General features: G+C 69.8%; 28 protein-coding genes. 17 read left to right on the top strand and 11 right to left on the bottom strand.

Features of this window, described 5'->3' with window-relative positions; all coding sequences use genetic code 11:
- Positions 1–82 precede the first annotated feature (82 nt).
- Genes serB through H4W30_RS13690 form a run of 4 tightly spaced genes read left to right on the top strand, consistent with a single transcriptional unit; the run spans position 83 to position 4,249 of the window.
- Complete coding sequence (gene serB, locus H4W30_RS13705) at positions 83–1,312, top strand: phosphoserine phosphatase SerB (RefSeq protein WP_192743188.1); 1,230 nt, start codon at positions 83–85, stop codon at positions 1,310–1,312.
- Positions 1,309–2,067: a peptidyl-tRNA hydrolase gene (locus tag H4W30_RS13700; RefSeq protein WP_192743187.1), complete on the top strand. Its 759-nt coding sequence runs from the start codon at positions 1,309–1,311 to the stop codon at positions 2,065–2,067. The genes serB and H4W30_RS13700 overlap by 4 nt, the downstream gene beginning before the upstream one ends.
- Positions 2,068–2,084: 17 nt before the next feature.
- Complete coding sequence (locus H4W30_RS13695) at positions 2,085–3,833, top strand: serine/threonine-protein kinase (RefSeq protein ID WP_192743186.1); 1,749 nt, start codon at positions 2,085–2,087, stop codon at positions 3,831–3,833.
- Between the two features lie 11 nt (positions 3,834–3,844).
- Positions 3,845–4,249, top strand: a complete 405-nt coding sequence (locus H4W30_RS13690; RefSeq protein ID WP_192743185.1) for an OsmC family protein — start codon at positions 3,845–3,847, stop codon at positions 4,247–4,249.
- A 48-nt stretch (positions 4,250–4,297) separates the two neighbouring features.
- Here the strand turns inward: H4W30_RS13690 and H4W30_RS13685 are convergent, their stop codons facing one another.
- The 3 genes from H4W30_RS13685 to H4W30_RS13675 all read right to left on the bottom strand — a co-directional run bounded on the left by H4W30_RS13685 (position 4,298) and on the right by H4W30_RS13675 (position 7,482).
- Complete coding sequence (locus H4W30_RS13685) at positions 4,298–4,651, bottom strand: hypothetical protein (protein WP_126732697.1); 354 nt, start codon at positions 4,649–4,651, stop codon at positions 4,298–4,300.
- Positions 4,652–4,708: 57 nt separating this feature from the next.
- Positions 4,709–6,766 carry an ATP-dependent DNA helicase gene (locus H4W30_RS13680; RefSeq protein ID WP_192743184.1) on the bottom strand — a complete coding sequence of 686 codons (2,058 nt, stop codon included), beginning with the start codon at positions 6,764–6,766 and terminating at the stop codon, positions 4,709–4,711.
- A 125-nt stretch (positions 6,767–6,891) separates the two neighbouring features.
- Entirely contained in the window at positions 6,892–7,482 is a 591-nt protein-coding gene (locus H4W30_RS13675; protein ID WP_192743183.1) for a biotin transporter BioY, read from the bottom strand.
- Positions 7,483–7,635: 153 nt separating this feature from the next.
- Here H4W30_RS13675 and H4W30_RS13670 point away from each other — a divergent pair, with 153 nt between their 5' ends.
- Positions 7,636–8,301, top strand: coding sequence for a choice-of-anchor P family protein (locus H4W30_RS13670; RefSeq protein ID WP_192743182.1), 666 nt, complete (start codon positions 7,636–7,638; stop codon positions 8,299–8,301).
- A 77-nt stretch (positions 8,302–8,378) separates the two neighbouring features.
- Here H4W30_RS13670 and H4W30_RS13665 read toward each other — a convergent pair whose 3' ends face one another.
- Genes H4W30_RS13665 through H4W30_RS13655 form a run of 3 tightly spaced genes read right to left on the bottom strand, consistent with a single transcriptional unit; the run spans position 8,379 to position 10,929 of the window.
- Positions 8,379–9,032 (bottom strand): bifunctional 4-hydroxy-2-oxoglutarate aldolase/2-dehydro-3-deoxy-phosphogluconate aldolase, encoded by a 654-nt coding sequence (locus H4W30_RS13665; RefSeq protein WP_192743181.1) that lies wholly within the window; start codon positions 9,030–9,032, stop codon positions 8,379–8,381.
- A complete protein-coding gene (locus tag H4W30_RS13660; RefSeq protein ID WP_125673754.1) occupies positions 9,029–9,604 on the bottom strand; it encodes a nicotinamidase in 576 nt (191 codons plus the stop codon). Before H4W30_RS13660 ends, H4W30_RS13665 begins: the two co-directional genes overlap by 4 nt.
- A gap of 20 nt (positions 9,605–9,624) precedes the next feature.
- Positions 9,625–10,929: a nicotinate phosphoribosyltransferase gene (locus tag H4W30_RS13655; RefSeq protein WP_192743180.1), complete on the bottom strand. Its 1,305-nt coding sequence runs from the start codon at positions 10,927–10,929 to the stop codon at positions 9,625–9,627.
- 74 nt (positions 10,930–11,003) lie between these two features.
- On the opposite strand from H4W30_RS13655, the gene clpS reads away from it, so the two are divergent.
- The 7 genes from clpS (at position 11,004) to H4W30_RS13620 (ending at position 15,439) form a co-directional block, all read left to right on the top strand.
- Positions 11,004–11,303 carry an ATP-dependent Clp protease adapter ClpS gene (clpS, locus tag H4W30_RS13650; protein ID WP_005165655.1) on the top strand — a complete coding sequence of 100 codons (300 nt, stop codon included), beginning with the start codon at positions 11,004–11,006 and terminating at the stop codon, positions 11,301–11,303.
- Complete coding sequence (locus tag H4W30_RS13645; RefSeq protein WP_192743179.1) at positions 11,300–11,857, top strand: DUF2017 domain-containing protein; 558 nt, start codon at positions 11,300–11,302, stop codon at positions 11,855–11,857. The genes clpS and H4W30_RS13645 overlap by 4 nt, the downstream gene beginning before the upstream one ends.
- Positions 11,854–12,846, top strand: coding sequence for a P1 family peptidase (locus H4W30_RS13640; protein WP_192743178.1), 993 nt, complete (start codon positions 11,854–11,856; stop codon positions 12,844–12,846). Before H4W30_RS13645 ends, H4W30_RS13640 begins: the two co-directional genes overlap by 4 nt.
- A 78-nt stretch (positions 12,847–12,924) precedes the next feature.
- Positions 12,925–13,341: a Mov34/MPN/PAD-1 family protein gene (locus H4W30_RS13635; protein WP_016336788.1), complete on the top strand. Its 417-nt coding sequence runs from the start codon at positions 12,925–12,927 to the stop codon at positions 13,339–13,341.
- 71 nt (positions 13,342–13,412) lie between these two features.
- Complete coding sequence (locus tag H4W30_RS13630; protein WP_005165659.1) at positions 13,413–13,685, top strand: MoaD/ThiS family protein; 273 nt, start codon at positions 13,413–13,415, stop codon at positions 13,683–13,685.
- A gap of 3 nt (positions 13,686–13,688) precedes the next feature.
- The gene (locus H4W30_RS13625; RefSeq protein ID WP_192743177.1) at positions 13,689–14,639 is read left to right on the top strand and encodes a PLP-dependent cysteine synthase family protein; all 951 of its coding nucleotides are present in this window, start codon (positions 13,689–13,691) and stop codon (positions 14,637–14,639) included.
- Positions 14,640–14,725: 86 nt separating this feature from the next.
- Positions 14,726–15,439 carry an aspartate/glutamate racemase family protein gene (locus H4W30_RS13620; RefSeq protein ID WP_192743176.1) on the top strand — a complete coding sequence of 238 codons (714 nt, stop codon included), beginning with the start codon at positions 14,726–14,728 and terminating at the stop codon, positions 15,437–15,439.
- Here H4W30_RS13620 and H4W30_RS13615 read toward each other — a convergent pair.
- Positions 15,400–16,281, bottom strand: a complete 882-nt coding sequence (locus H4W30_RS13615; protein WP_192743175.1) for an arylamine N-acetyltransferase family protein — start codon at positions 16,279–16,281, stop codon at positions 15,400–15,402. The two genes, H4W30_RS13620 and H4W30_RS13615, sit on opposite strands and share 40 nt — an antisense overlap.
- A 91-nt stretch (positions 16,282–16,372) precedes the next feature.
- On the opposite strand from H4W30_RS13615, the gene H4W30_RS13610 reads away from it, so the two are divergent.
- Genes H4W30_RS13610 through rdgB form a run of 5 tightly spaced genes read left to right on the top strand, consistent with a single transcriptional unit; the run spans position 16,373 to position 20,035 of the window.
- Positions 16,373–17,029: a rhomboid family intramembrane serine protease gene (locus tag H4W30_RS13610; protein WP_126732874.1), complete on the top strand. Its 657-nt coding sequence runs from the start codon at positions 16,373–16,375 to the stop codon at positions 17,027–17,029.
- Entirely contained in the window at positions 17,026–17,832 is an 807-nt protein-coding gene (gene murI / locus H4W30_RS13605; protein ID WP_192743174.1) for a glutamate racemase, read from the top strand. Before H4W30_RS13610 ends, murI begins: the two co-directional genes overlap by 4 nt.
- 30 nt (positions 17,833–17,862) lie before the next feature.
- Positions 17,863–18,630: an MBL fold metallo-hydrolase gene (locus H4W30_RS13600; protein WP_126732708.1), complete on the top strand. Its 768-nt coding sequence runs from the start codon at positions 17,863–17,865 to the stop codon at positions 18,628–18,630.
- Positions 18,631–18,653: 23 nt separating this feature from the next.
- Positions 18,654–19,430: a ribonuclease PH gene (gene rph / locus H4W30_RS13595; protein ID WP_192743173.1), complete on the top strand. Its 777-nt coding sequence runs from the start codon at positions 18,654–18,656 to the stop codon at positions 19,428–19,430.
- Entirely contained in the window at positions 19,427–20,035 is a 609-nt protein-coding gene (gene rdgB / locus H4W30_RS13590) for an RdgB/HAM1 family non-canonical purine NTP pyrophosphatase (protein ID WP_192743172.1), read from the top strand. Before rph ends, rdgB begins: the two co-directional genes overlap by 4 nt.
- Here the strand turns inward: rdgB and H4W30_RS13585 are convergent.
- From H4W30_RS13585 to H4W30_RS13570, 4 genes are all read right to left on the bottom strand, one after another.
- A complete protein-coding gene (locus H4W30_RS13585; RefSeq protein ID WP_192743171.1) occupies positions 20,028–23,207 on the bottom strand; it encodes an NACHT domain-containing protein in 3,180 nt (1,059 codons plus the stop codon). The genes rdgB and H4W30_RS13585 overlap by 8 nt on opposite strands.
- A 2-nt stretch (positions 23,208–23,209) precedes the next feature.
- Complete coding sequence (gene bcp / locus H4W30_RS13580) at positions 23,210–23,686, bottom strand: thioredoxin-dependent thiol peroxidase (protein ID WP_034308781.1); 477 nt, start codon at positions 23,684–23,686, stop codon at positions 23,210–23,212.
- Between the two features lie 27 nt (positions 23,687–23,713).
- Positions 23,714–24,259 carry a hypothetical protein gene (locus H4W30_RS13575; protein ID WP_192743170.1) on the bottom strand — a complete coding sequence of 182 codons (546 nt, stop codon included), beginning with the start codon at positions 24,257–24,259 and terminating at the stop codon, positions 23,714–23,716.
- A gap of 200 nt (positions 24,260–24,459) precedes the next feature.
- Positions 24,460–24,642, bottom strand: a complete 183-nt coding sequence (locus H4W30_RS13570) for a hypothetical protein (RefSeq protein ID WP_007028251.1) — start codon at positions 24,640–24,642, stop codon at positions 24,460–24,462.
- Between the last annotated feature and the right edge of the window lie 54 nt (positions 24,643–24,696).

Raw genomic sequence — 24,696 nt, 5'->3', positions numbered from 1 at the left:
AAGCGGAATCGGCGCGTGCCTTGCCTCACACAGGGGCAAGGCACGCGCCTTTTTCATCGCCGGTTGAGGGAGACTGACCCCCGTGACGCAGACACCAGTTCTCATCACCACCACCGGTCCCGACAAGCCGGGTGTGTCCTCGGTGCTGTTCGCCGTGCTGTCGCGCCACGACGTCGACGTCCTCGACGTCGAGCAGGTCGTCATCCGCGGCCAGCTGGTGCTCGGCGTGCTCGCCGGCGTGTACCGCGACCCCGAGGGCCTGCAGGAATACGTCGAGCAGGCGATGGCGTCGGTCGGGATGGAGGTCGAGGTGAAGATCGGCTCGGCCATCGGCGCCGACCCGTTCGCCATCGGCCAGAAGGACTCGACGCATGTGCTGCTGATGCTCGGCCGCCCGGTGACCGCGCGGGCGTTCTCCGACGTCGCGCGCCGCCTCGCCGCGCTGGACGTCAACATCGACTCGATCCGCAGCGTCGCCGACTACCCGGTGACCGGGCTGGAGCTGTACGCCTCGCTCGCCCAGGACACCCCGGAGGCCGACGCCGCGTTGCGCACCGCGCTGGCGGACGCCGCCGTCGAGGCCGGGATCGACATCTCGGTCGAGCGGGCCGGGCTGGCCCGTCGCGCCAAGCGCCTGGTCGTCTTCGACGTCGACTCCACGCTCATCCAGGGTGAGGTCATCGAGATGCTCGGCGCGCACGCCGGCGTCGAACCGCAGGTCCGCGAGATCACCGAGGCCGCGATGCGTGGCGAGCTGAACTTCGGCGAGTCGCTGGAGCGCCGGGTCGCGCTGCTGGAGGGGCTTCCGGAGACGGTGCTCGACGAGGTCGCCGCGTCCATCGAGCTCACGCCGGGCGCGCGCACGACCATCCGCACGCTGAAGCGCATGGGCTTCCGTTGCGGCGTCGTTTCGGGTGGGTTCACCAAGATCATCCAGTCCCTCGTGGACGACCTCGGTCTCGACTTCGCCGCCGCGAACGAACTCGAAGTGGTCGACGGCAAGCTCACCGGCCGGGTGGTCGGGGACATCGTCGACCGCGCGGGCAAGGCGGTGGCGCTGCGCCGGTTCGCCGAGGAGTACGAGATCTCGCTGGAGCAGTGCGTCGCCGTCGGTGACGGGGCGAACGACATCGACATGCTGTCGGTCGCCGGGATGGGTGTCGCCTTCAACGCGAAGCCCGCGCTGCGCGAGGTCGCCGACACCGCGCTCTCCCACCCGTACCTCGACGCCGTGCTGTTCCTGCTCGGCGTCACCAGGGGCGAGATCGAGGCGGCCGACGCGGCCGACGGTCTCGAGCTTTCCCGGCCATGAGCGTCCTGGATCCGCTGGCCGCGCGCTACGCGTACTGGCTGGGACTGCCTGCCGAAGACACGGAAGACACCTCGGACGAGGATCCCGCCGAGGTCCGGGCCATGCCGGTGATCCTGCGGATGGAACGGGCCGAACCGCCGTCCCGCACCGCGTTGCTGGAGGCCGCCGCGGCCGCCGCGATCGCCGTCTGCCTCGACGAACGCGCCTTGCCCGAAGGCGAATGGCACGAGCCGCTCAAGGCGTGGGTCGACGGCCGGATCCGCAAGGTCGCCCGGCGGGCGCGCGGCGCGCACTGGCGGGCGGTCCAGGAACTGCCGGGGATCACGATCGAGGTCGACGGCGCCGAGGCGCGGGCCTTGCTTCCCTGCCGCGTCGTCGAGACGCCGAAGGAGGTCTCGCGGCTGCAGATCTCCGGGAGCGAACTCCCGGCCGACGAGCCGGGTCCCACACCGGACGGTGTCCCGCGGCTGCTGCTGAACCCGGAGGTCTCGATGACCGTCGGCAAGGGGGCGACCCAGGTCGGGCACGCGACGATGATCCTCGCCGCACTGCTGGACGAGGCCGAACGGGCGGCCTGGGCCGAGACCGGCTTCCGGTGCTCGGTGCGGACGCCGCCGGTCGCGATCTGGAAGGCGCTTTGCCCGGTCGAGGATCCCGAAGGCTCGTGGCGCCGTGACGGTGTCGTCGCGGTCCGGGACGCCGGTTTCACCGAAGTCGATCCCGGAACAGTCACGGTCATAGCCCAAAGGGCTTAGCCTCCTATACTCCCCGCATGGGTGACCGGCTGATCGCCGGGCGCTATCGCTTGGAGGAGCGGATCGGCGCCGGGGGCATGGGTGTGGTCTGGCGTGCCACCGATCTGGACCTGGGCCGGGTCGTCGCTCTCAAACGCTCGCAGGCCGGGGACAGCGGCCAGATCCGGCGCGAGGCGCGGATCGGCGCGGGCCTGCATCACCCGAACGTGGTCACCGTCTTCGACGCCGTGAACGACGGCGACGACCGCTGGCTCGTCATGGAGTACCTGCCCTCGCGCAGCCTCGCCGACGTCATCGACTCCGACGGGCCGCTGCCGCCCGGCAAGGTGGCCAAGATCGGTGTCCAGCTCGCAGCCGCGCTCGCGGCGATGCACGAAAAGGGCATGGTCCACCGCGACCTCAAACCGGGCAATGTCCTGGTGGCCGACGACGGTACGGCCAAACTCACCGACCTCGGGATCGCGCAGTGGGCGGAGGTGACCCGAACCGGCGGCGGCCTCGACGTCGGGACTCCCGGCTACGTCGCGCCGGAGATGGCCGAAGGACGGCAGGCGGGTGCTGCGGCGGACGTGTTCTCGCTCGGCGCGACCCTGTTCGCCGCCGTCGAGGGCACGTCGGTGTGGGGAGACGCGAGCGTCGGGCCGTTCGTCCAGCTCCGGCGGGCGACGTCGTACACGCTGGAGCCGATCCGCCGGGCGGGACCGCTGGCGCCCGCGCTGATGGAGCTGCTGCGGCGCAAACCCGCCGGGCGGCCGGACGCCGTCCGCGCCGCCGAGCTGCTGTCCGAGGTCGCGGACGTCGTCGTTCCCGCGCGGGTACGGCGTTTCCGGGTGACCAGGCGCGCCATCGCGATGGCCGTCGTCACGGCGGTACTGGTGCTGACCGCGGGCTTGGTCTACGCCACCAGGGAACCGGCGTCGATCGCGGCGGGCCCGCCGTCCGAGCTGATCGGTGACCGGCGGTCGGCGGATCCTTGCGCGCTGGTGGAGCCGTCCGTGCTGAACCACCTCGGATCCCCCGAACTGGACAGCGCCCGCGGCAATTTCAACTCCTGTGGTGTCCGGCTGCGCTTGAGCCCCGACGAGGACGACATCGTCGACGTCCGCCTCGAACTGACGACGCCGACGTCGCCGCTGCTGGAGAAGCCGGTGCCGGGGAAGCTGATCGTGCGCGAGATCCCGAGCGACTCCGAGGACAAATGCGCGCGCGGCATCCCGCTGCCGGACGGCAACCAGGTGTGGGTGCACGCCCGGCACATCCGGAACTGGCACGCGCATCTGTGCGATTACGTCGATCCGGTGGCCACGCACGCGGTGAGCGTGCTGAACCGGGAGCCGGTCGAGCGGCGTCCCGCTCCCTTCCCCGCCGGTTCGCTCGGGAGTCTGGACGCCTGCGCGCTGGGCGCGGACCTGCCGGAGGCGATCGTCGGCGGCCCGGCCACCCCGGATCCGGTCTTCGGCAACTGGGAGTGCTACTGGAACCATCGCGAGACGGAGGTGACGATCCGGTTCGAACGGGAACGGGCACCGTTCGGGGACGGCGGCAGACGGGTCGCTCTCGGATCGCGGGAAGCCTTCGTGGAGGTCGCGCCGGAGTGGAAGGCTTGCCAGGCCGAGATCCCGCACCGGACCTTCACCGGCGACGGTCGTGCCATGATCGAGACGGTGGAGATCTACGTGGCGGACAAGGTCAAGCAGCCGCCCGAGATGTGCCCGGCCGCGGAACGGCTCGCCGGCGAGATCGCCCCCAGGCTGCCGCCACTCTGAAAGGGAGAACCGTGTCTTTGGAAGTCCAGCGCGACGGTGAGCACCGCTTCATCGGCCGCAACGAACGCGGTGCCGAGGTCGTGATCGGCCGCAAGGGCGCCGAGGGCGCCTTCTCACCCGCGGAACTGCTGCAGATCGCGGCGGCGGGCTGTTCGGCCGTCACCGCCGAGAACCTCATCACGCGCCGGATCGGGGAGGACTCGAAGTTCCGGGTCGGCGTGACCGCGGACCGGCGCGAAGGCGCTTCGGAGCTCGACGCCGTCCACGTGGCATTCGACGTCGACGTGTCCTCGCTGCCCGCCGCGGATCGAGAGGCGCTCGCGGGGGCGGTGGACCGTGCCATCGAGCGGTTGTGCACGGTGAGCCGGACGCTGAAGAAGGGCATCCCGGTCACGGAGAGCTTCCCGACCTCGTGAGTGGTAAGGACGGTTAGAACCGTCCTTACCACTCACGAGGTGCCGGGGTCAGTGTTTGGCGGGGTGGCCTTCGGCGCTCCAGACCACGTACGCCTCGTCGGCGTCGGTGGTCATGGCCTCGATGAACTTCTCGTTGTCGAAGCCGGGCAGCGTCTGCAACCGCTCGATCAGCGCGTCGGCGGCCGGGTCGCCGCTGGGGATCGCGGTGCCCTTACCGTCGGCGCCGGCGAGCATGAAGAAGACGTCTTCCTTCCACGGGCCTTCAGGGATCACTCTGACCACCACCGCGGACAGCTCGGACCACGTGACGGCTTCCTCGCTGCCGTCCGCGAGCTGGCGCCGCACTCCGGTGTCATCGACGCTGACGGTCCGGGATTGTGCGTTGGGCGACTCGTGGGACAACCGGTTCTCCCTGTCTTCGGCGTTCCGTTAACGGTACTCGGCCGTGTTCCAGGCCACTCAGGCCGGGGCGGCGGCGTCGAGGCGGCGTAGCGCGTCGCGGGCGACCTTCGGGTCCATGGTCGGCCAGAACGGCGGCAGCGAGGCGCGCAGGAATCCGCCGTAGCGGGCGGTGGCCAGCCGCGAATCCAGGATCGCCACGACGCCGCGATCGCTGACCGAACGGTGCAGCCGTCCCGTTCCCTGCGCGAGCAGCAGCGCCGCATGCGTGGCAGCGACGGTCAGGAAACCGTTGCCGCCCCTGGCTTCCACCGCCCGTTGCCGGGCCGAGGAGACCGGGTCGTCCGGGCGGGGGAACGGGATCCTGTCGACCACCACGAGCTGGAGCGACGGACCGGGCACGTCGACGCCCTGCCACAGCGAAAGCGTGCCGAACAGGCAGGTGCGCGCGTCCTCGGTGAACTTCTGCACCAGCAGGCCGGTGGCGTCGTCACCCTGGCAGAGGATCGGCAGGTCGAGCCGCTCCCGCATCTCCTCGGTGGCCTGTTTCGCCGCGCGCATCGACGAGAACAGGCCGAGCGTGCGCCCGCCCGCGGCCTCGATCAGCTCGGCCAGCTCGTCCATGGTCGAGGGCTGCAACCCGTCCCGGCCCGGCGGCGGCAGATGTTTGGCCAGGTAGAGGATGCCGTTGCGTTTGTGGTCGAACGGGGAGCCGACGTCGAGGCCGGTCCACTTCGGGCCGTCGGCGTCGTCACTGTCGGCGGGGGCTGCCTTGTCCGTCGCCGCGCCAGGTGCCTTCTCGACGCGCATACCGCCGGGCGGGAGACCCCACTGGCGGGCCATGGTGTCGAACGTGCCGCCCAGGGTCAGCGTCGCCGAGGTGAGGACGGTCGTGTGCTGGTTGAAGACACGCTCGCGCAGCAGACCGGCGACACCCAGCGGCGCGACCTTCAGCGCGGGCGGGCGCGGGTTCGTGGAGAAGCGGTCCCCGGTCAGCCAGACGACGTCGCGCTGATGCGCCTTGTCGTCGTCGAAGGCCTCCAGGAGCCGGACCGCGGTGTCGTGGACCTCTTCGAGCAGCGACCGCGCCAGCTTGCGGGCGGTGGCCTCGTCGACGTCCTCCTTGCGATCCTTGCCGAGCGCGGTGAGGCAGCGGTGCGCGGCGTCGCGGACCGCGGGGATCGCGCCGGTGAGGGCCTGCGGCAGCGAATCCATCCGGCCGGACGGCAGGTCGTCGAGGATCAGGGCCAGCCCGTCGCTCGCTTCCAGCAATTGGTCGGCCACCTCGTCGTCGACCAGTTTCCCGCAGCGCCGGGCGGCGGCGGAGACCATGCCGCTGGTCAGCTCGCCGGTCGCCACGGAGGTCACGCGATCCACCAGGTCGTGCGCCTCGTCGATGATCACCAGGTCGTGCTCGGGGAGCACCTGGTAGCCCTGCAGCGCGTCGATCGCCAGCAGCGCGTGGTTGGTGACCACGACGTCGGCCTTGCCCGCCTCGGCGCGGGACCGCTCGGCGAAACAGTCCGTGCCGATGGGGCAGCGCGAGGCGCCAAGGCATTCCTTGGCCGTGACCGACACCTGGCGCCACGCCTGGTCCGAAACGCCGGGGACGAGCTCGTCGCGATCGCCGGTCTCGGTGTCGGACGACCATTCCCGCAGCCGGGTGACCTCCTTGCCCAGCCTGGAGACGGCGAACGGGTCGAACAGCTGCTGATCCTCCGGCTCGTCCGGGGCGCCGGAATCGAGCCGGTGGAGGCAGAGGTAGTTACGGCGGCCCTTGAGGATCGCGAAGGTGGGCTCGCGGCCGAGGGGCTTCTTCAGCGCCTTCGCCAGCCGGGGGAGATCCCTGTCGACGAGCTGGCGCTGCAGCGCGATGGTGGCCGTGGAGACCACGACCGTGGCCTCCTTCTCGACCGCGTGGCGGATCGCGGGTACGAGATAGGCCAACGACTTCCCGGTGCCCGTGCCCGCCTGGACGGCCAGGTGCTCGCCGGTGCGGATGGCCCGGCCGACGGCGTCCGCCATCTTGACCTGGCCCTCGCGCTCGGCACCGCCCACGGACTCGACCGCGTGGGTCAGGAGTTCGAGGACACCGGGGAAATCAGCACGGGAGGGCACGGGACAAGACGATAGCCGGGGGCACCGTCAAGATCGTCCGCCCCGTGCGATGAAAGGTCCCTTCCTCGCGGATTTCGCAAGGAAGGGACCTTTCATGGCAGCTCGTGAGGCGGTGAAAGGGCCGGTCACGACTCCTTGCGGAAGCGAGAAACCAGCGCCCAGGTGCCCGGAAGCAGCGCCGCCGCGACGGCGATCTTCAGCGCGTCGCCGATGAGGAACGGCACGACGCCCTTCTCCAGGGCGGTCGTCAGGCCGAAGCCGGTCGACGCCATCAGCCACGGCACGCCGACCGAGTAGATGGCGAGGTTGCCCAGCACCATCGTCCCCGCCGTGCGCAACGGCGTGCGGTCACCGCCGCGGCCGGCGAGCGCGCCGACCAGCGCGCCCGCGAGCACGAAGCCGACGATGTACCCGGCGCTGGCGCCGAACAGGCCGGAAGAACCGTTCTGGAACCAGCCGAACCCGGCCGCGCCGACGGCGAGGTACAGCGCCATCGACAGCGCGCCGCGCTTCCAGCCGAGCGCGGCGCCGACCAGCAGGGCGGCGAACGTCTGGCCGGTCATCGGCACCGGGGAGCCGGGCACCGGGATCAGGATCTGCGCGGCCGCGCCGGTCAGGGCGGCCCCACCGGCGACCAGGACCGCGTCACGGACCAGCGCGCCGGGAACGAGGTCGGCGAGAACCGGACGGGTGCCGGTCACAGACAGCGAAGACACTCAGACCTCCTATGAGTACACGAATGTGAACCGAGGTTAACGCCAGACGACGGGACGCGGACCGAATGTCGGGCACCTCACGGTCATCGAGCGTCCACTCGTCCGGGTGGCATGACCCTGCACGGGACAGGCGGTTGGTGGAGGCTGCCGGACATGAGGAAACCCGTTTCGAGGCTGTTGTCGGTGACGATGCTGACCGGGGCGCTGGTGGCGGGAGGTCCGGCGGTCGCGTCGGCCGGCCCCGCGCCCGCGACGGCGGCCGCGTCGGTCGGTTCGGTCGACGTGGAGATCGGTGACGAACACGTGGTCACGGGCGAGCTCGCGCCGTGCGACGTCGACGGACCCTTGAGCGCGAAGACTCCGGGCGGGTCCGTCGGCGACTTCGCCCGGTTCAGCGGGGGTGAGTCGCGCTGCGGCCGGAACGGCGCGGTGGCCATCGGCGAGGCGGCCGGACGGCGGTTCGAGACCACCCTGCTCAAACGCTTCGGCGGCCCGGTGATCAAGGTCCGCTCGTTCATGGCGAAGTGCAGCACCACCGAGGACGGCAGCCTCGGCTACATCGAGTTCGGCGACGTCACCGGCTTCACGCTGCCGGAGAACATCCCGCAGAACTACCGGCTGACCATCCCTGGCGGCAAGGCCGGGACGCCGCTGGCGTCGCTCACGGTCAACGAGACCGTCACGCCGACCCCGCCCGACGGGAGCCTCGTGACGCACATGCTGCACATCAAGCTGTTCCCTCAGGGCGGCGGACCGGCGAAGGGCGACATCTACCTCGGGACCGCGAGCTGTGACCCGTACGGCAAGAAGAAGCCCTGACTCCCGCAATTAGTCCTCTGAATGCGGTCCTTGCACACGCAAGTACCGCATCCAGAGGACGAAATGCCGGGTTGGGTCTAGGTGCGCGAGACGTACTTCGCGGCCGCGGCGACGAACTCACTCGCCCGGGTCGCCAGGTCGGTCAGCGACCCTTTCGAGGTGAGCGCGTCACCGAGAAGCGGTGTGGCGGCCGCGACGGCGATCGAGCCCGACTCGAGGTAATTCGCGACGTCGGCCAGGTGCACGCCGCCCGTCGGGACGAGCGGGATGTCCGGCATCGGCGCCCGGATCGCCCGCAGGTAGGCGATCCCGCCGACGGCCGCGATCGGGAAGACCTTCACCGCCGCCGCGCCGAGACGCCACGCCTGGTCGATCTCGGTCGGCGTCAGCGCGCCGCAGATCACCGGCAGCCCGCGTTCGTGCGCGCGCTCCATGACCAGCGGATTCACCGTCGGCGTGACCAGGAAGGTCGCGCCCGCGTCCGCCGATTTGTCCACATCGGACACCTCGCGCACGCTCCCGGCGCCGATATGCGCGTCGTCGCCGAGCTTCTTCCGGATGGTCGCGATGGCATCCGTGGCGCCCGGCGTGGTCAACGCCGCTTCGAGCACCCGCACGCCCGCCGCGTGCAGCACCGTGGCGGCGTCGGCGAACCGGCTCGCGTCCGCGGCCCGCAGGATCGCGACGAGCCGGTTTTCGATCAGGGTGTCCTGGAGGTCGTGCTGGATCATGCGGCCGGGACCGGCGCCTTCCCGGTGTAGGTCACGCCCGCCTCGTCGAAGTCCTTGAGCGCGGCGTCGACGGTCGGCTGCGATCCCCCGACCGTGAGGTCCAGCAGCACCCGGACCTTGAAACCCGCCTTCGCCGCGTCGAGCGCCGTGGCGCGGACGCAGAAGTCGGTCGCGATGCCGACGACGTCGACCTCGGTGACGTCGTGCTCCTTCAGCCACGCGTCGAGCGTCTTGCCGTCGCGCGCGTTGCCTTCGAAGCCGGAGTACGCGGCGGTGTACTCGCCCTTGGAGAAGACCTCGCGGATCGGGACCACGTCGAGCGCGGGGTGGAACGACGCGCCGGAAGTGCCCGCGACGCAGTGACGCGGCCAGCTGTCCTTGAAGTCCGGCGTCTCGCTGAAGTGATCGCCCGGGTCGATGTGGTAGTCGCGGGTGGCGACGACGTGCGCGTAGCCGCCTTCCGCGGCCTGCTTGGAGATCGCTTCGGCGGCGGCGGCGCCACCGGGCAGGCCGAGCGACCCGCCTTCGCAGAAGTCGTTCTGCACATCGACCACGATCAGGGCGGTCCCCATGTGTTGCTCCTGAGTTCTCTTTAGACGAATACGGTCGGGATGGCGGGCTCCCCGTGCGAGAGCTTGAGGCCTTCCCACGGAAGGCTCACCAGTGCCCGCCGAAGCCGCTGGCGCGCATCGTCCAGCGTGGGCAAATCATCCACCGTCCGGCCGTCCCGGACCAGCGGAATCTGCAATTCGTGGTCGTTCGGTCCCCGTTCCGGGACCGGCGAGGCGGCCGTCCAGATCACCTCTTCGACGGCGGTACCGGTCTCGCGGTGCCGCCGCAGCGCGGATTTCCGGCCGCCGCGGGATTCCTTGTGCGCGCTGCGCTTGGCGACCGGCCTGCCGTCGACCTCGACGAGCTTGTAGACCATGCCCGCGGTCGGCGCGCCGGAACCGGTGACGACCGAGGTCCCGACGCCGTACGCGTCGACCGGTTCCGCCCGCAGCGCCGCGATGGCGTGTTCGTCGAGGTCGCCCGACACCACGATGCGGGTGTCCTTGGCGCCGAGGGCGTCCAGCTGCTCGCGGGCCTTGCGCGCCAGCGGGCCCACGTCGCCGGAGTCGATGCGGATCGCGCCGAGTTCGGTGCCCGCCACCCGGACGGCCGTCTCGATGCCCTTGGTGATGTCGTAGGTGTCCACCAGGAGGGTGGTGTCGGTGCCCATCTTGTCCACCTGCGCGCGGAACGCCTGTTCCTCGCTGTCGTGCAGCAGCATGAACGCGTGCGCGACGGTGCCCCGCGTCGGGATGCCGTAGCGGCGGCCGGCTTCGAGGTTCGAGGTCGTGGCGAACCCGGCGAGGTACGCGGCCCGCGCGGCGGCGACGGCGGCGTACTCGTGCGTGCGGCGGCCGCCCATCTCGATGATCGGCCTGCCGTGCGCGGCGCCCGACATCCGCGCCGCGGCGGACGCGATCGCGCTGTCGTGGTTGAGGATCGAGAGGATCAGCGTCTCCAGCACCACGGCCTCGCCGAAGGAACCGGTGACGGTCAGGATCGGGGAGCCGGGGAAGTACAGCTCGCCCTCGGGGTAACCGTCGATGTTCCCCGAGAAGGAGTAGTCCGCGAGCCACGAAAGGGTGGCGTCGTCGACGACGGCCGTCGCTTCCAGCTGGCTCAGCTCGGCGTCGGTGAACCGGAAGTCGGCGATCGCGTCGAGGACCCGCCCGGTGCCCGCGACGACGCCGTAGCGGCGGCCGTCGGGCAGACGACGTGCGAAGACCTCGAAGACGCACGGCCGGTCCGCCGTCCCGTCGGACAGGGCGCTGGCCAGCATGGTCAGCTCGTAGTGGTCGGTGAGCAGCGCGGTGCTGGCGCCAGTGGCCGCCTCGGGGAAACCCATGGCACCAGCCTATTCACCCACATGGCCGGACCTGCCAGCCCATACCGGAACCGGCCCGTGACACCATGGAGTGCATGTCCACGCCTGTCGCATCCGAGCAGACGCAGGTTGATCCACAGGGAGTAGAGGTCGTCTCTGAGGACAAACCCTGGCGGACGGTCGTCTGGAACGATCCGGTGAACCTCATGTCCTACGTGACCTACGTGTTCCAGAAGCTGTTCGGTTACAGCCGGGACCACGCGACGAAACTGATGCTCGACGTGCACCAGAAGGGCAAGGCGATCGTGTCGTCCGGTTCCAAGGAGAAGGTGGAGACCGACGTCGCGAAACTCCACGCGGCCGGCCTCTGGGCCACCATGGAGCAGCCTTCATGAACGGATGGCGCCGTAAGGGCGACACCATCGTCGCGGGGTTCGAGCAGCAGGAGGCCGCGGTGCTGCGCGGCCTGGTCAGCCAGCTGGAGGACATGCTCACCGCGCGCGCCGAGGAGGCGCCCCAGGACGAGCTGGCGGAGCTGACCGGGATCCGGATGGGCCCGACCGAATCGCCGGACGACCCGGTGCTTTCCCGGCTGCTGCCGGACTTCCACAAGCTGGACCCGGACAACCCGACCCGCGAGGACATCGACTCGGCCGCCGCGATGCGGTCGATCCACGAGCCCGAGCTGCTGGACAAGAAGGTCGGCGTCGCCAAGGTCGTGCTGGACACCCTGCCGCGTGACGGCGGCAACGTGCGGCTGACCTTCGAGCAGGCCGACGCGTGGCTGGGCGCGCTCAACGACGTCCGGCTGGCGCTGGGCACCGCGCTCGACGTCACCGAGGACATGCCCGACGAACTGCCCGAGGACGATCCCCGCGCGCCGCATCTCGGCGTCTACCACTGGCTGACCTGGGTGCAGGAGACCCTCATCCAGTCGCTGACGTCATGATCACCGACGTTCCCGGCGTGCTGGTCGGGCACCACGAGCGAGTCGGCGACGGCTGGGCCACCGGGACGACGGTCGTGCTGGTCCCCGGCGGCGCGGTCGGGGCCGTCGACCAGCGCGGCGGCGCGCCCGGAACGCGCGAGACCAACCTGCTGGAGCCGGAGAACCTGGTCCAGCACGTCAACGCGATCTGCCTGTCCGGCGGGAGCGCGTACGGTTTGGCCGCCGCGGACGGCGTCATGCGCTGGCTGGCCGAGCGGAACCTGGGCATCCCCGTGGGCACTCAGCCGCACGAGGTGGTGCCGATCGTGCCCGCCGCGGTGTTGTTCGACCTGCCGCGTAGCGAGTGGGGAAACCGTCCGGACGCCTCCTTTGGTTACGCGGCCTGCGAAGCGGCTGTCGGAGGTCCGGTCGCGCTTGGGACCGTCGGCGCGGGCGCCGGGGCGAAGGCGGGATCGCTCAAAGGCGGGATCGGGACGGCCTCGGAGAAGGTCGGGGAGTTCACCGTCGGCGTCGTCGCCGCCGTGAACGCCGCCGGTGAGGCCGTGGATCTCTCGACGGGCCGCGCGTACGCGGCGGATCACGAAGTCGACGGCGAGTTCGGTGTCCGCTGGCCCGACCGGCCGGGCGACGTCGAGGCGAAGGCCGCCGGCCTCAACACGACCATCGGCGTGGTCGCGGTCGACGCGGCGCTGTCCAAGGCGGAGGCGCGGCGGCTCGCGGTGGCCGCGCAAGACGGTCTCGCCAGGGCCGTGCGGCCGGCGCACACGATGTTCGACGGCGACACGGTGTTCGCGCTGGCGACCGGCGACCGGGAACTGCCCGGCGGCGCGGGCCCCGTCGCGGCGGCGCGGCGCGCGATGGTGCTGGACACGCTGTGCTCGGCGGCCGCGAGGGTCTTCGGGCGCGCGATGGTGCACGGTGTGCTTTCGGCCACTTCGGCCGGGGACATGCGCGCGTACCGCGACGTCTGGCCCGAAGCCTTCTCCTGACCCCGCGTTTCGTCCTCTGGATGCGGGTGGGAGTGGCGGCGATCTCAGAGTGTGGACCCACCCTTTCCAGCACCTAAGATGGGCGACGTGCTCCGGATCCGCCGTGAACTCGTCGACGAGATCGTCGCCCATGCCCGTCGTGACCATCCCGACGAGGCGTGCGGGGTGATCGCCGGTCCCGAGGGGTCGGACAGCCCCGAGCGGTACATCCCCATGCTGAACGCGGCCCGCTCGCCGACGTTCTACGAATTCGACTCGGGCGATCTGCTCAAGCTCTACCGCGAGATGGACGCCAACGACGAGGTGCCGGTGGTCATCTACCACTCGCACACCGCGACCGACGCCTACCCGTCCCGCACCGATGTCTCGTACGCCTCGGAACCCGACGCGCACTACGTGCTCGTTTCCACCAAGGACCCCGATTCGCACCAGTTCCGGTCGTACCGGATCGTGGACGGGGAGATCACCGAGGAGCCCGTCGAGATCATCGGCTGAACCCCGTCCGGGAATATCCCGGACCGGCCCGAACGTCTGCGTAGCAGAGAACCCACCGGAGGTAGAAAACCATGGCCGTGACCGTGTCCATCCCGACCATCCTGCGTACGCACACCGGCGGCGAGAAGTCCGTCGAGGCGACCGGCAAGACCGTGCTCGAGGTGATCGACGACATCGAGTCCCGCCACGGCGGCCTCAAGGCCCGCCTGGTCAAGGAAGAGAAGCTGCACCGCTTCGTCAACGTCTACGTCAACGACGAGGACGTCCGTTTCTCCGGCGGTCTCGAGGCCGAGGTCAAGGACGGCGACACCCTGACCATCCTGCCCGCCGTGGCCGGTGGCTGATCGATGGCTCGCTTCGAGTCGCTGCTCGACGCGCTCGGCGGCACGCCGCTGGTCGGCCTTCCCCGGCTTTCGCCCACCCATGACGTGCGGTTGTGGGCGAAGCTGGAGGACCGCAACCCGACCGGTTCGATCAAGGATCGCCCCGCGCTGGCGATGATCGAGGCCGCCGAGCGCGAAGGCACGCTCCGGCGCGGCTCCACGATCCTGGAGCCGACGTCGGGCAACACCGGGATCGCGCTCGCCATGGCCGCGAAGCTCAAGGGCTACGGCCTCGTGTGCGTGATGCCGGAGAACACCTCGACCGAGCGCAAGCAGCTGCTGCAGGCGTACGGCGCGCGGATCGTCTTCTCCCCGGCCGCCGGCGGATCCAACGAAGCCGTGCGCCGGGCGAAGGAACTGGCCGAGGCCAACCCGGACTGGGTGATGCTCTACCAGTACGGCAACCCGGCGAACGCCGACGCGCACTACCGCGGCACCGGGCCCGAACTGCTCAAGGACCTGCCGACCCTGACGCATTTCGTCGGCGGCCTCGGCACCACCGGCACCCTGGTCGGTGTCGGGCGCTACCTGCACGAGGCCAAGCCGGACGTGCAGATCATCGCGGCCGAACCACGCTACGGCGAGTTGGTGTACGGCCTGCGGAACCTCGACGAGGGCTTCGTCCCGGAGCTCTACGACGCGAGCGTGCTCAACGGCCGGTACTCCGTCGGCGCATACGACGCGCTTCGCCGGACACGCGAGCTGCTGGAGCACGAAGGCATCTTCGCGGGGATCTCGACGGGGGCCGTGCTGCACGCGGCGCTGGCCGTCGCCGAGAAGGCCGCCGCTTCGGGGAAGCCCGCCGATGTGGCCTTCGTGGTCGCTGACGCGGGGTGGAAGTACCTCTCGACGGGCGCGTACTCCGGCTCGCTCGACGAAGCGGCCGAAAGGCTCGACGGGCAGCTCTGGGCCTGATCCCTCGTGAGTGGTAAGGACGGTTCTAACCGTCCTTGCCACTCACGAGCCCCATCGCGAACCGCTCGTACTGGCACGATGGCAGCATGAAGACCATCGGCCTGCTGGGCGGGATGAGCTGGGAATCGTCGGCCGAGTACTACCGCCTGGTCAACGAACGCGTCCGCGAGCTGCGCGGCGGGTATCACTCCGCGCGCACCGTGCTCTACTCCGTGGACTTCGCCGAAATCGAAGCGATGCAGGCCGAAGAGCGCTGGGACGACGCCGGACGGGAACTGAACCGCGCCGCCCTCGCTCTCGAAGCCGCCGGAGCGGATTTCGTCGTCCTCTGCACCAACACGATGCACAAGGTCGCCGACCAGCTCACCGACGGCCTGGGCGTGCCGCTCCTGCACCTCGCCGACACCACGGCGGCCGCGATCAAAGCCCGCGAGATCACCAGAGTCGGGCTCCTGGGCACTGGTTTCACCATGGCCCAGCCGTTCTACCGCGAACGCCTCGCCGCGCACGGCCTCGACGTGCTCGTGCCCGGCGAAGAAGACCGCGAAACGGTGCACCGGGTCATCTACGACGAGCTCGTCCACGGCGTCGTCACCGAGGACTCCCGTGAGCGATACCGCGAGGTCATCGCGAGGCTCGTCGAGGCGGGCGCGGAGGGCGTCATCTACGGGTGCACGGAGATCGAACTGCTCGTCGGCCCCGAAGACAGCCGAGTGCCCACCTTCCCCACCACCAGGCTGCACGCCGAAGCGGCCGTGGACTACGCGCTGGGCAAGGCCTCACTCCCTCCCACGGTGTGACGTTCGTGCTGGGCGACGGCCTGCCGCCACAGCCTGTCCTGTTCTTCACCGGTGAAACCATCGCGAGCCACGCCGAAGACGTCCTCGAGCGCCGTCCACCACTCGGCCGGTGATTCCAGGACGGTCTTGCCGCCCGGCAGACCGCTCAAGGTCAGCGCGCGCAGCGAATCCACTCCCTCCGCGTCGCGCCGCTGCACCACCAGCGTGCGGACGAAGCCGGAATCCTCGGACGTGGACAGCTCGACGTGCTTTTCGGCGAAATCGGCCATCACGGCCGCCTCCGGCGCGAAATCCATCCCGACGAAACTGCCCTGCGGATCGTGGTCGAACCGCCAGCCGCCCGGCGTGACCTCCGAATTCCGCATGCGGAACACCAGCGGCCCCTGTTTGTACTCGCCCTCACGCAGCGGGAGCGGCTCGTGGAGGCCGTCCCCGAGGCCGACGTCGACCAGCCAGCCGGCGTCGGGCTCGTCAGGCAGCCCGGTCACCGTCAGGGCCAGGTGGTTGAGGTGGATCCCGGACGGCGCGCCCGGCATCTGTGCCCCGCTGGGATGGCGGGTGACCTGGTAGCCGAGCGCCCGCAGCAGCGCCGAGAACGCGCCGTTGAGGTGATAGCAGTAGCCGCCGCGGCCGGCGGCGATCCGGCCGAACGACACCGCCGGGTCCAGCGAGGTCACCCGGCCCAGCTGGACTTCGAAATCCTCGTACGGCACCCGCTCCACATGGGCCTTGTGCAGCCGGGAGAGCGCGTCGAGGCTCGGCGGCTCGTGCTCGAGGCCGAGTCGCGCGAGGTAGGCGGGCACGTCGACGTGCTCGGAGTGCTCGGAAGAAGGGAACCCCATGCGATCGACCGTAGCGGCACCCACCGACAATTCAGGGTTCTCACGGAGGCGATCTCGCCGTTCGCCGCCGTAGCCTGTGGAGGTGACCACTTTGCCTTCCCAGCCGGTCCCGGCGAGCGAGCCCGGTGGCGATCCGGCCAAACGCGTCCTGCCGCCGAACCCGAGGGCCGCCGCGATCGTCGCGCTGGCCTTCACCGCGCTGCTCTACCTGGTCGAGCTGGTCGACGTCGTCCTGCCCGCCGACCTCGATCAGAGCGGTGGCATCGTCGCCCGCGAGCTCTCCGACCTCGACGGCGTGCTCTGGGCGCCGCTGCTGCACGCGGGCTGGGGGCATCTGTTCTCCAACACCGTCCCGGTGCTGGTGTTCGCCTTCCTCGCGATGTCCGCGGGTATCGGCCGGTGGGTGCTGGTCACCGCGATCATCTGGGTGCTTTCCGGCGTCGGTGTCTGGCTGATCGCGCCGGGCGGCACGGTCACCGTCGGCGCGTCCGGCGTCGCCTTCGGCTGGCTCGCGTTCCTGCTGGTCCGAGGCATTTTCAATCGCGCCGTCGGGCAGATCCTGGTGGCCGTGGTGCTGCTGGGCATCTGGAGCGGGATGCTCTGGGGACTGCTTCCGGGTGACCCGGGCGTCTCCTGGCAGGGGCACCTGTTCGGCGCCCTGTCCGGCGTCTTCGCCGCCTGGTTGATGGCGCGGGTGGACAGGTCCCAGGCCAGGAAAGCGACCGGTCCCGGTAGCCTCGCCGTGTGACCAAGCCGAGCGCCGACGCCCCCATCGGCGTCTTCGATTCCGGAGTGGGCGGGCTCACCGTCGCCAGGGCGATCCTGGAACAGCTGCCCGGTGAGCAGTTGCGCTACGTCGGCGACACCGCCCGCAACCCGTACGGTCCGCTTCCCATCGCCACCGCGCGCCGGTACGCGCTGGAAGCGCTGGACGACATCGTCGAAGGCGGGGTGAAGGCGCTGGTCATCGCCTGCAACACCGCCTCCGCCGCCTGCCTTCGCGACGCGAGGGAGCGCTACGACGTCCCCGTGATCGAGGTCGTCCTCCCGGCCGCGCGCCGGGCCGTTTCCGCGACACGCTCCGGCCGTATCGGCGTCATCGGCACCGAGGGCACCGTGCGGTCGCGCGCCTACGACGACGCCTTCAACGCCGCGCAGGACGTGCAGATCACCAGCGTCGCGTGCCCGCGGTTCGTCGACTTCGTCGAACGCGGGATCACCACCGGGCGCCAGGTGCTCGGGCTCGCGCAGGGCTATCTCGAACCACTGCTGGACGCGCAGGTCGACACGCTGGTCATGGGCTGCACGCACTACCCGTTGCTGTCCGGGGTGCTGCAGATCGTCATGGGCCAGGACGTCACGCTGGTGTCCAGCGCCGAGGAGACCGCGCGTGACCTCGTGCGCGTCCTCACCGAGGCCGATCTCCTCGCCGAGCGCGACACCCCGCCGCGGCACGAGTTCGTCGCCACCGGATCCGCCGAGCCGTTCACGAGGCTCGCTCAGCGGTTCATGGGCTTCGCTCCGGGTGTGCTGGCTCCCACCAGCGCCTAAAATCGCCGATTCCGTGCTTAAGGTGTCACAGTGCGTCTCACGATCCTCGGCTGCTCCGGCAGCATCCCCGGGCCCAACGCCGCCGCGTCCGGCTACCTGATCGAGGCGGACGGGTTCGTCCTGGGGCTCGAACTCGGCAACGGGACGCTCGCCAGGCTGCAGGCGCTGCGCGACCCGTTCGACCTGGACGCGCTGATCCTTTCGCATCTGCACCCCGACCACTGCGCCGACGTCAGCGCGCTCACCGTGCTGCGGCGCTACCACCCCGCGCTGCCGTACCCGGCGCGGCCGCGGCGGCTCCCGGTGTACGGGCCGTCGGACGTGCGCGAGCGGCTCACCTACGCGTACGCGGCGAACGAGGACGAGCGGGCGACCACTGATCTCACGGACGTCTTCGCCTTCGAAACGCTGCGGTGCGAGCCCATGAAGATCGGGCCGTTCGAGGTCACCGCGGTCCCGGTCGACCATCCGACCCCGGCGTTCGGCCTGCGGTTCGCGCACGGCGGCAAGACCCTCGCCTACACCGGGGACACCGGCGTCTGCGACAACCTGACCGACCTCGCGGGCGGTGCCGACGTCCTGCTGTCCGAAGCGTCGTGGACCGACTCACCCGACCGGCCCGCCGGCGTCCACTTGTCCGGCAAGGAGGCGGGGGAGCTGGGACGCAAGGCCGGGGTCGGGCGGCTGCTGCTCACCCACGTCGCGCCCTGGACCGATCGCGACGCGGTCCTCGCCGAGGCGGCCGTCGCGTTCCCCGCGGCCGAGCTGGTCGAGCAGGGCGCCGTCTACGACCTCTGACGCGGGGTTCTAGAGTGGCGGCCGTGGCGAGAAAAGACGGCAGGAACGACGACCAGCTTCGCGACATCAAGATCACCCGCGGTTTCCAGCGGTGGCCCGCGGGCTCGGTGTTGATCGAATTCGGCGACACCCGGGTGCTGTGCGCGGCGAGCGTCACCGAAGGCGTGCCTCGCTGGCGGGCCGGTTCCGGCCTCGGCTGGGTCACCGCCGAGTACGCGATGCTGCCGTCGGCGACCAACACCCGCAGCGATCGCGAATCCATCAAGGGCCGCGTCGGCGGCCGCACCCACGAGATCTCCCGGCTGATCGGCCGGTCCCTGCGCGCCTGCATCGACCTGGCGGCGCTGGGAGAGAACACGATCGTCATCGACTGCGACGTCATCCAGGCCGACGGCGGCACCCGCACGGCAGCGGTGACCGGTGGTTACGTCGCGCTCGCCGACGCCGTCACCTGGCTCGGCGCTGCGAGCCGCCTCGCCGACCCGCAGCCGCTTTCGTCCTCGGTGGCCGCGGTGAGCGTCGGCGTCGTCGACGGCCGGGTGCGCCTCGATCTGCCCTACGAAGAGGACTCGCGCGCGGAGGTCGACATGAACGTCGTCGCCACCGACGCGGGCACCCTGATCGAGGTGCAGGGCACCGGCGAGGGCGCCACCTTCGCCCGCTCCACTTTGGACACCATGCTGGACATGGCGCTCGCGGGCTGCGAGGAACTGACCCGTTTGCAGACCGAGGCGCTCGCGTTGCCGTATCCCGGCGAACTGCCCGAGCCGCGTCCGGACAAGAAGAAGGGCGCGAAGTGACCAAGCTGCTCCTCGCCACCCGCAACGCGAAGAAGCTCGGAGAGCTCCGGCGCATCCTGGTCGCCGAAGGGATCGAGGGCGTCGAGGTCATCGGACTCGCCGACGTCCCCGAGTTCCCCGAAGCGCCCGAAACCGCTCCGGACTTCGAAGGCAACGCGCTCGCGAAGGCCCAGGACGCGGCCGCCGCGACCGGTCTCCCGGCCGTCGCCGACGATTCCGGCATCGCCGTCGACGCGCTCAACGGCATGCCGGGCGTGCTCTCGGCGCGCTGGTCCGGGAAGCACGGCGACGACGAGGCGAACCTGGATCTCGTGCTGGCGCAGCTGTCCGACACGCCCGATGAGCGCATGGGCGCGGCTTTCGTCTGCGCGGCCGCGTTGGTCGTCCCTGGTGGCGACGAAACCGTGGTGCGCGGGGAATGGCGCGGTTCGCTGATCCGGGAACGCCGTGGTACCAACGGATTCGGGTACGACCCGATCTTCGTTCCCGAAGGCGAGACGCGGACTTCGGCGGAGCTGGAACCGTCCGAAAAGGACGAAGCTTCGCATCGGGGGAAGGCGTTGCGGGCGTTGGTGGGCGAGCTGCGGAAGCTGGCCGTTAGCTGACCAATTTCACGCCGGGCCCGAGTTCGTCGAGCCCGGTTATACGCCATTCCGGTCGTGCGACGAGGCTGATGTCGAGATCCGCCAACGGCCTTACGTCGACCGCGTCCCCCTTGTCGTCGGCGTAGATGAAGAGCGTCTTAAGCGTGGGATGCGAGGCGAGTGGGCCGAGGTCGTTCAGCACGCATGACGAGAGAATGAGCGACGTCAGCGGAAGTTCGGCCAGCGGGGTCAAATCCGTCAGGTCGGCGTTGGTCGCCGCGAGGTACGTCAGGGCGGGGAACGTCTCGGCGATCAACCGCGCGGTGATTCCGGTCTTCAAATCGCTGTGCAGGCTCAACGTGTCGACTCCGGGAATCGGAGGTGCGGCGGCCAGCGCGCGACGAGAACACTCCCACAGACTGAGCTTGGTCAGTGAGGTCATCGCGGCGAGGGCTTCGAGACTTGCGACTGAGCGCAGATGATCGAGCGTCAGTTTACGCACCTGCGTCAGGCGGCCGAACACTTCCAGGCCGCGCCACGGCGAGGACCGGAAGATGGTCAGCTCTTCGAGCGCTGCCAAGGAACTCAGGGCTTGCAGACCGGTGTACTTCTTGGCGAAGTACAGGCTGACGTCCGTCAACGCCGGATGGTCGGTCAGGGCGGTCACGTCCACCACGGCGTCTTCGTCGAAGTCCAGGTCGAGTACCCGAAGGGCTGGTACGCCCGACAGCAGGCTGAGGTCGGACTGTTCCTCGGCGCCGGGCAGCCTGACGGACAAGGCGTCGAGATGCCGAAGCCGTCCCGTGTACGGCACCAGCCTGCCGGCGTTGACTTCGAATTTGCCGTTCAGCAAAGGTGAATCGGCCAGCACTTCGTCGGCGAAGCGTTCCGGATCGAAGTATTGCCAAGCCTCGCTGAGCTGCTTCTGAACCTTCTCCCGGGGATCCTGGGCGTAATTGCGCAGAAGCGGCAGAGCGTCGTCGCCCGCGGTGAGCGTGGCCGCCCGGACGGTCGCGGCGGCGGCCGCCTCGCTGAGGCCGTCGGTGGTTTCCGGGAGATAGCGCAGGAGCCGGGGGCCGACCGACGCCAGGGACTGGGTTTCGCGGAGGTCTCGCGGTGGGACGAGATGCGCCCGGATGACCTTTTCGACCCGCTCGATCACGGCGGGATCGACGTTGCTGACCGTCTCCAGGCAGGCCGCCGCGAGCAAACGTAAGCGACGGGTGTGCTGCTGTTCGGCGTCGGCGCGATCGAGGATTTCGGTGAGCAGCTTGTCGGCCTGGTGGTGCTTCGCGTGACCGCAGGCCATGATCACGGTTTCCCGCCAGGTGTCCCGATGCGCGTTCGCGATCAGGGTGTCCAGATAGCGTGCCTCGGTGGCCTCGTTCGCGGCGAGGAATTCCTGGAAGGTCCGGTGCACGAAGTCCACCCGGCCGCTCACCGGCTCCCGCAGCACGCCGCTGCGTTCGAGGAGATGGTTCAGTACCTCTTCGGCGTCGTGGTCGACGTGAGGTATCCAGCGCAGCCGGTACGCGATGTGCTCCAGCACCTCGTCCTTCGGCAGTTCGACCTTGCCGCTGGAGGTGAGCCGCCAGGCGAGATGCCCGAGCAGGATCAGTTTCTGCTGTTCGGTGAGCAGGACGGTGATACTGCGCGCGGTGTCGCGCAGGTGCAGCAGCATCGCCAACGCCTTGCGGTACAGGTCCATCCGGTCACGCGGCAGTTCCGAACGGTGCGCCCAGTTCAGCGCGCACAGCATCGAGCAGAGCAACGGGCTCGACGCCAGCGTGCGCAGATGCGGACGATTGTTCAGCTGGTTCAGCAGCCGCCGCCGGGCGTCGTCGAGATCCTCTTCCGGGCGTGCCGAAACCGCGGCTTCGTGCCATTTGCCGACGAGCGCGTGGATGTCGGTCGCGGTCATCGGTTCCAGCAGAACGGAACCGAACCCTTCCTGATACAGCCACCGCTGGTCCGCGGCCGCGCTCCGGGAGGTGACGACGAAACGGGCTTCCGGATAGGTCAGCCCGAGTTCGTGGAGCCAGTCCTTGACCTTGCGGCGACGTGGCGCTTCGATCTCGTCGACGCCGTCGACCAGGATCATCGCCTTTCCGCTTCGCAGCACGCGGTCCGCCCAATTCGCGGGTGCCCGCCCGGCGAACGTGGGGGCGGCGTGAGCGACGAAGTGCTCGGCGCCGGGGAGCTCGCCGGAGGCGAAACTCCGCAGCCGGATCGGGAACGGGACGAATCCGTTCCAGGACGACAGCTTCCCGGTGAACCGGTCGCCCGCGGCGCTGATCGCAAGCCAGTTCAGCAGGGTGGTCTTTCCCGAACCCGCCTCGCCGCGGACCAGGGTCCGGCGCTCTTCACCGATCGCGTTCTCCGCCCGCATGGTCGTCCCGTCGCGGCGGCTGGACTGTTTCTCGAACCAGTCCTTCGGCCGGTCATCCCGGCGCGAGCTCTCCGACGACACGGAAAGGCTGAGGTAGGCGACCGTCAGCGGTAGCGTCGGCTGGTCGTCCTTGGTCAGCCCGAGCAGATCGAGCCGGTCCAGCTTCCGTGCGAGCAGGCTCAGGTACTCCGTCCTGAACTCCGCGTCGTGGTCGGTTCCGGCGGGAGCGGTGAGGCTCGTCTTCGGGACCCGCGCGAGGAGTTGGTCCAGCTGGTCCGATTGCCGGGTCAGCCGTCCCAAGATCTCGGCGAGCGTCGTCGGCTGGAACGACGGCAGATGCCGCACCACCATCACCAGGTGACGGCACGCCTGATCCAACGCCAGTTCGTACAGCTGCGCCGCCCGCTCGGCGAGCAGGGCCGAGCGGGCGGGGAACTGTTCGCGGACACGTCGGGCCAGAAGTTCCGGATCGGCGTCGTCCGCGAGGAGGGCTTCATCGGAGAGGTCGACCTTGCCGAGCGTGTCCTCGACAGCGAGGAACGCCGCGGTGATCTCGTTTTCGGGCAGCGACGCAAAGCGCGCGGTGAGGACCGGCTTCAGCTCTTCGGCCACCTGCAGGCCGATCGTTTCGACCAGGTGCTCGAGTTTGCGTTTCTCCAGCGGACCTTTGAGCTCGTCCGTCGCCAGCTCGGCGAGGCTCGACTCGCGTTCGGTCTTCTTGCGCCGCCGTTGCAGCCAGGACTTCGCCGCGTGCGTGGCGATACTGCCGCCCAGTTTGAGTGCGGGCCCCTCCAGTCCCGTCATCGTCAGGACGCCAGGTCGAGGTCCCGCAGCAGCTTCGCGACGTGGCCGGTGGCGCGCACGTTGTACTGCGCCACGGCGATCTTGCCCTCGGGGTCGACGACAAACGTCGAGCGGATGACGCCTTCGTAGACCTTGCCGTAGTTCTTCTTCTCACCGAAGGCGCTGTACGCCTTGAGGACGGTCTTCTCGGTGTCGGACAGCAGCGGGAAGGTCAGCCCCTCCGCCTCGACGAACTTCGCGAGCTTCGCGGGCTTGTCGGGCGAGATGCCGAGCACCTGGTAGCCGGCGTCGTTGAGCTGCGCGAGGCTGTCCCGGAAGTCGCAGGCCTGCTTCGTGCATCCCGGCGTGCCGGCGTTCGGGTAGAAGTACACGACGACCGACTTGCCGCGGAAGTCGCTGAGCTTGACGTCGTTGCCCTCACTGTCGGGGAGGGTGAAGTCGGGCGCTTTGTCGCCGGGGGAAAGTCGCTGCTCGGTCATGACGCACACGGTAGCGAATCGGCGGCGTCAGACCTTTCCGCAGTACTTCGCGGCGACCGGCTCCGCAGGGCTCGGCCGCACCTGAAGGCGCAGGTTCACCGGCCGGTCCGGAACGGCGAAGGCGAGGTTCAGCTGGACCGACCGGCCGGGCGCCACGTCCTTGTCCGCGTCCGCGATGCCGTTGTAGCCCTGCACCGGGTCGACGACCTGCTTGACCGCGGAATCCTCTCCGTCGACCTCGCCCGTCACGGACAGGCCGGAGAGCCGGTAGGTGCCGTCGCCCGCGTTCGTCACCTCGATGGCGAAGGCCACCGCGCGCGGGCTCTGCGGGTACGCCGACGCGCTGGGCCGGAACGATTTCGGCGCCGAAACGGAGATCGTGACCCCGGTCTTGAACCGGTGCGGGGCACCGAAGGCGAGGTCGCCTTCCGCGTGCGTCGCGGCGAGGCCCTGCGCCGGAGCGTCCGCGCCGAGCACGGCGGCCCCTTTTTCCGGTGCCGGAACCCCGCACGCGGTCGCCAGCAGCAACGAGCAGGCGGCGATCAAGAGCTTCGGGGTGCGCGGGGGCGCCATGTGGGGTTACTCCAGTCGGCGGTGCGGGTGGGCCGTTCGAGGTAGGTATTAGTGCCGAAGAGTCCAGACTGACGGTCTTCCGCAGCCGAGAGGAGCGGCGAGGCCGGGTTGAGGCGGACCTGGTGTACAGCCGTGGCCGATCCGTGATCGGAAGGACACGACTAGTGACAGTCGTCACCTCGGTGGCACATCGCCGGGGGTCAGACGGCGAAGGCGAAGAACAGGATGAAGATCGCCAAACCGGACACCCAGGCCACGATCAGCCAGCCGAAATCGCGCATCGGATCGACCGCCCGGCTTTCCTCGCCGGGGACGTAGACGCCGCGCTCTTCGAACCAGTCGGCCCAGCGGGTCAGCCAGCGAAAGGGGCTTCGAGACGCCATGTCGTCACAGTACGGGTAGGGACGAGCCGCGTCAGCCGTGCAGGGTCGCCCCGA

It is taken from the genome of Amycolatopsis roodepoortensis (assembly GCF_014873915.1).
GTDB classification, from domain to species: domain Bacteria; phylum Actinomycetota; class Actinomycetes; order Mycobacteriales; family Pseudonocardiaceae; genus Amycolatopsis; species Amycolatopsis roodepoortensis.
The sequence above is the reverse complement of the archived record's forward strand: the minus strand, read 5'-3'. Positions and strand labels throughout refer to the sequence as shown.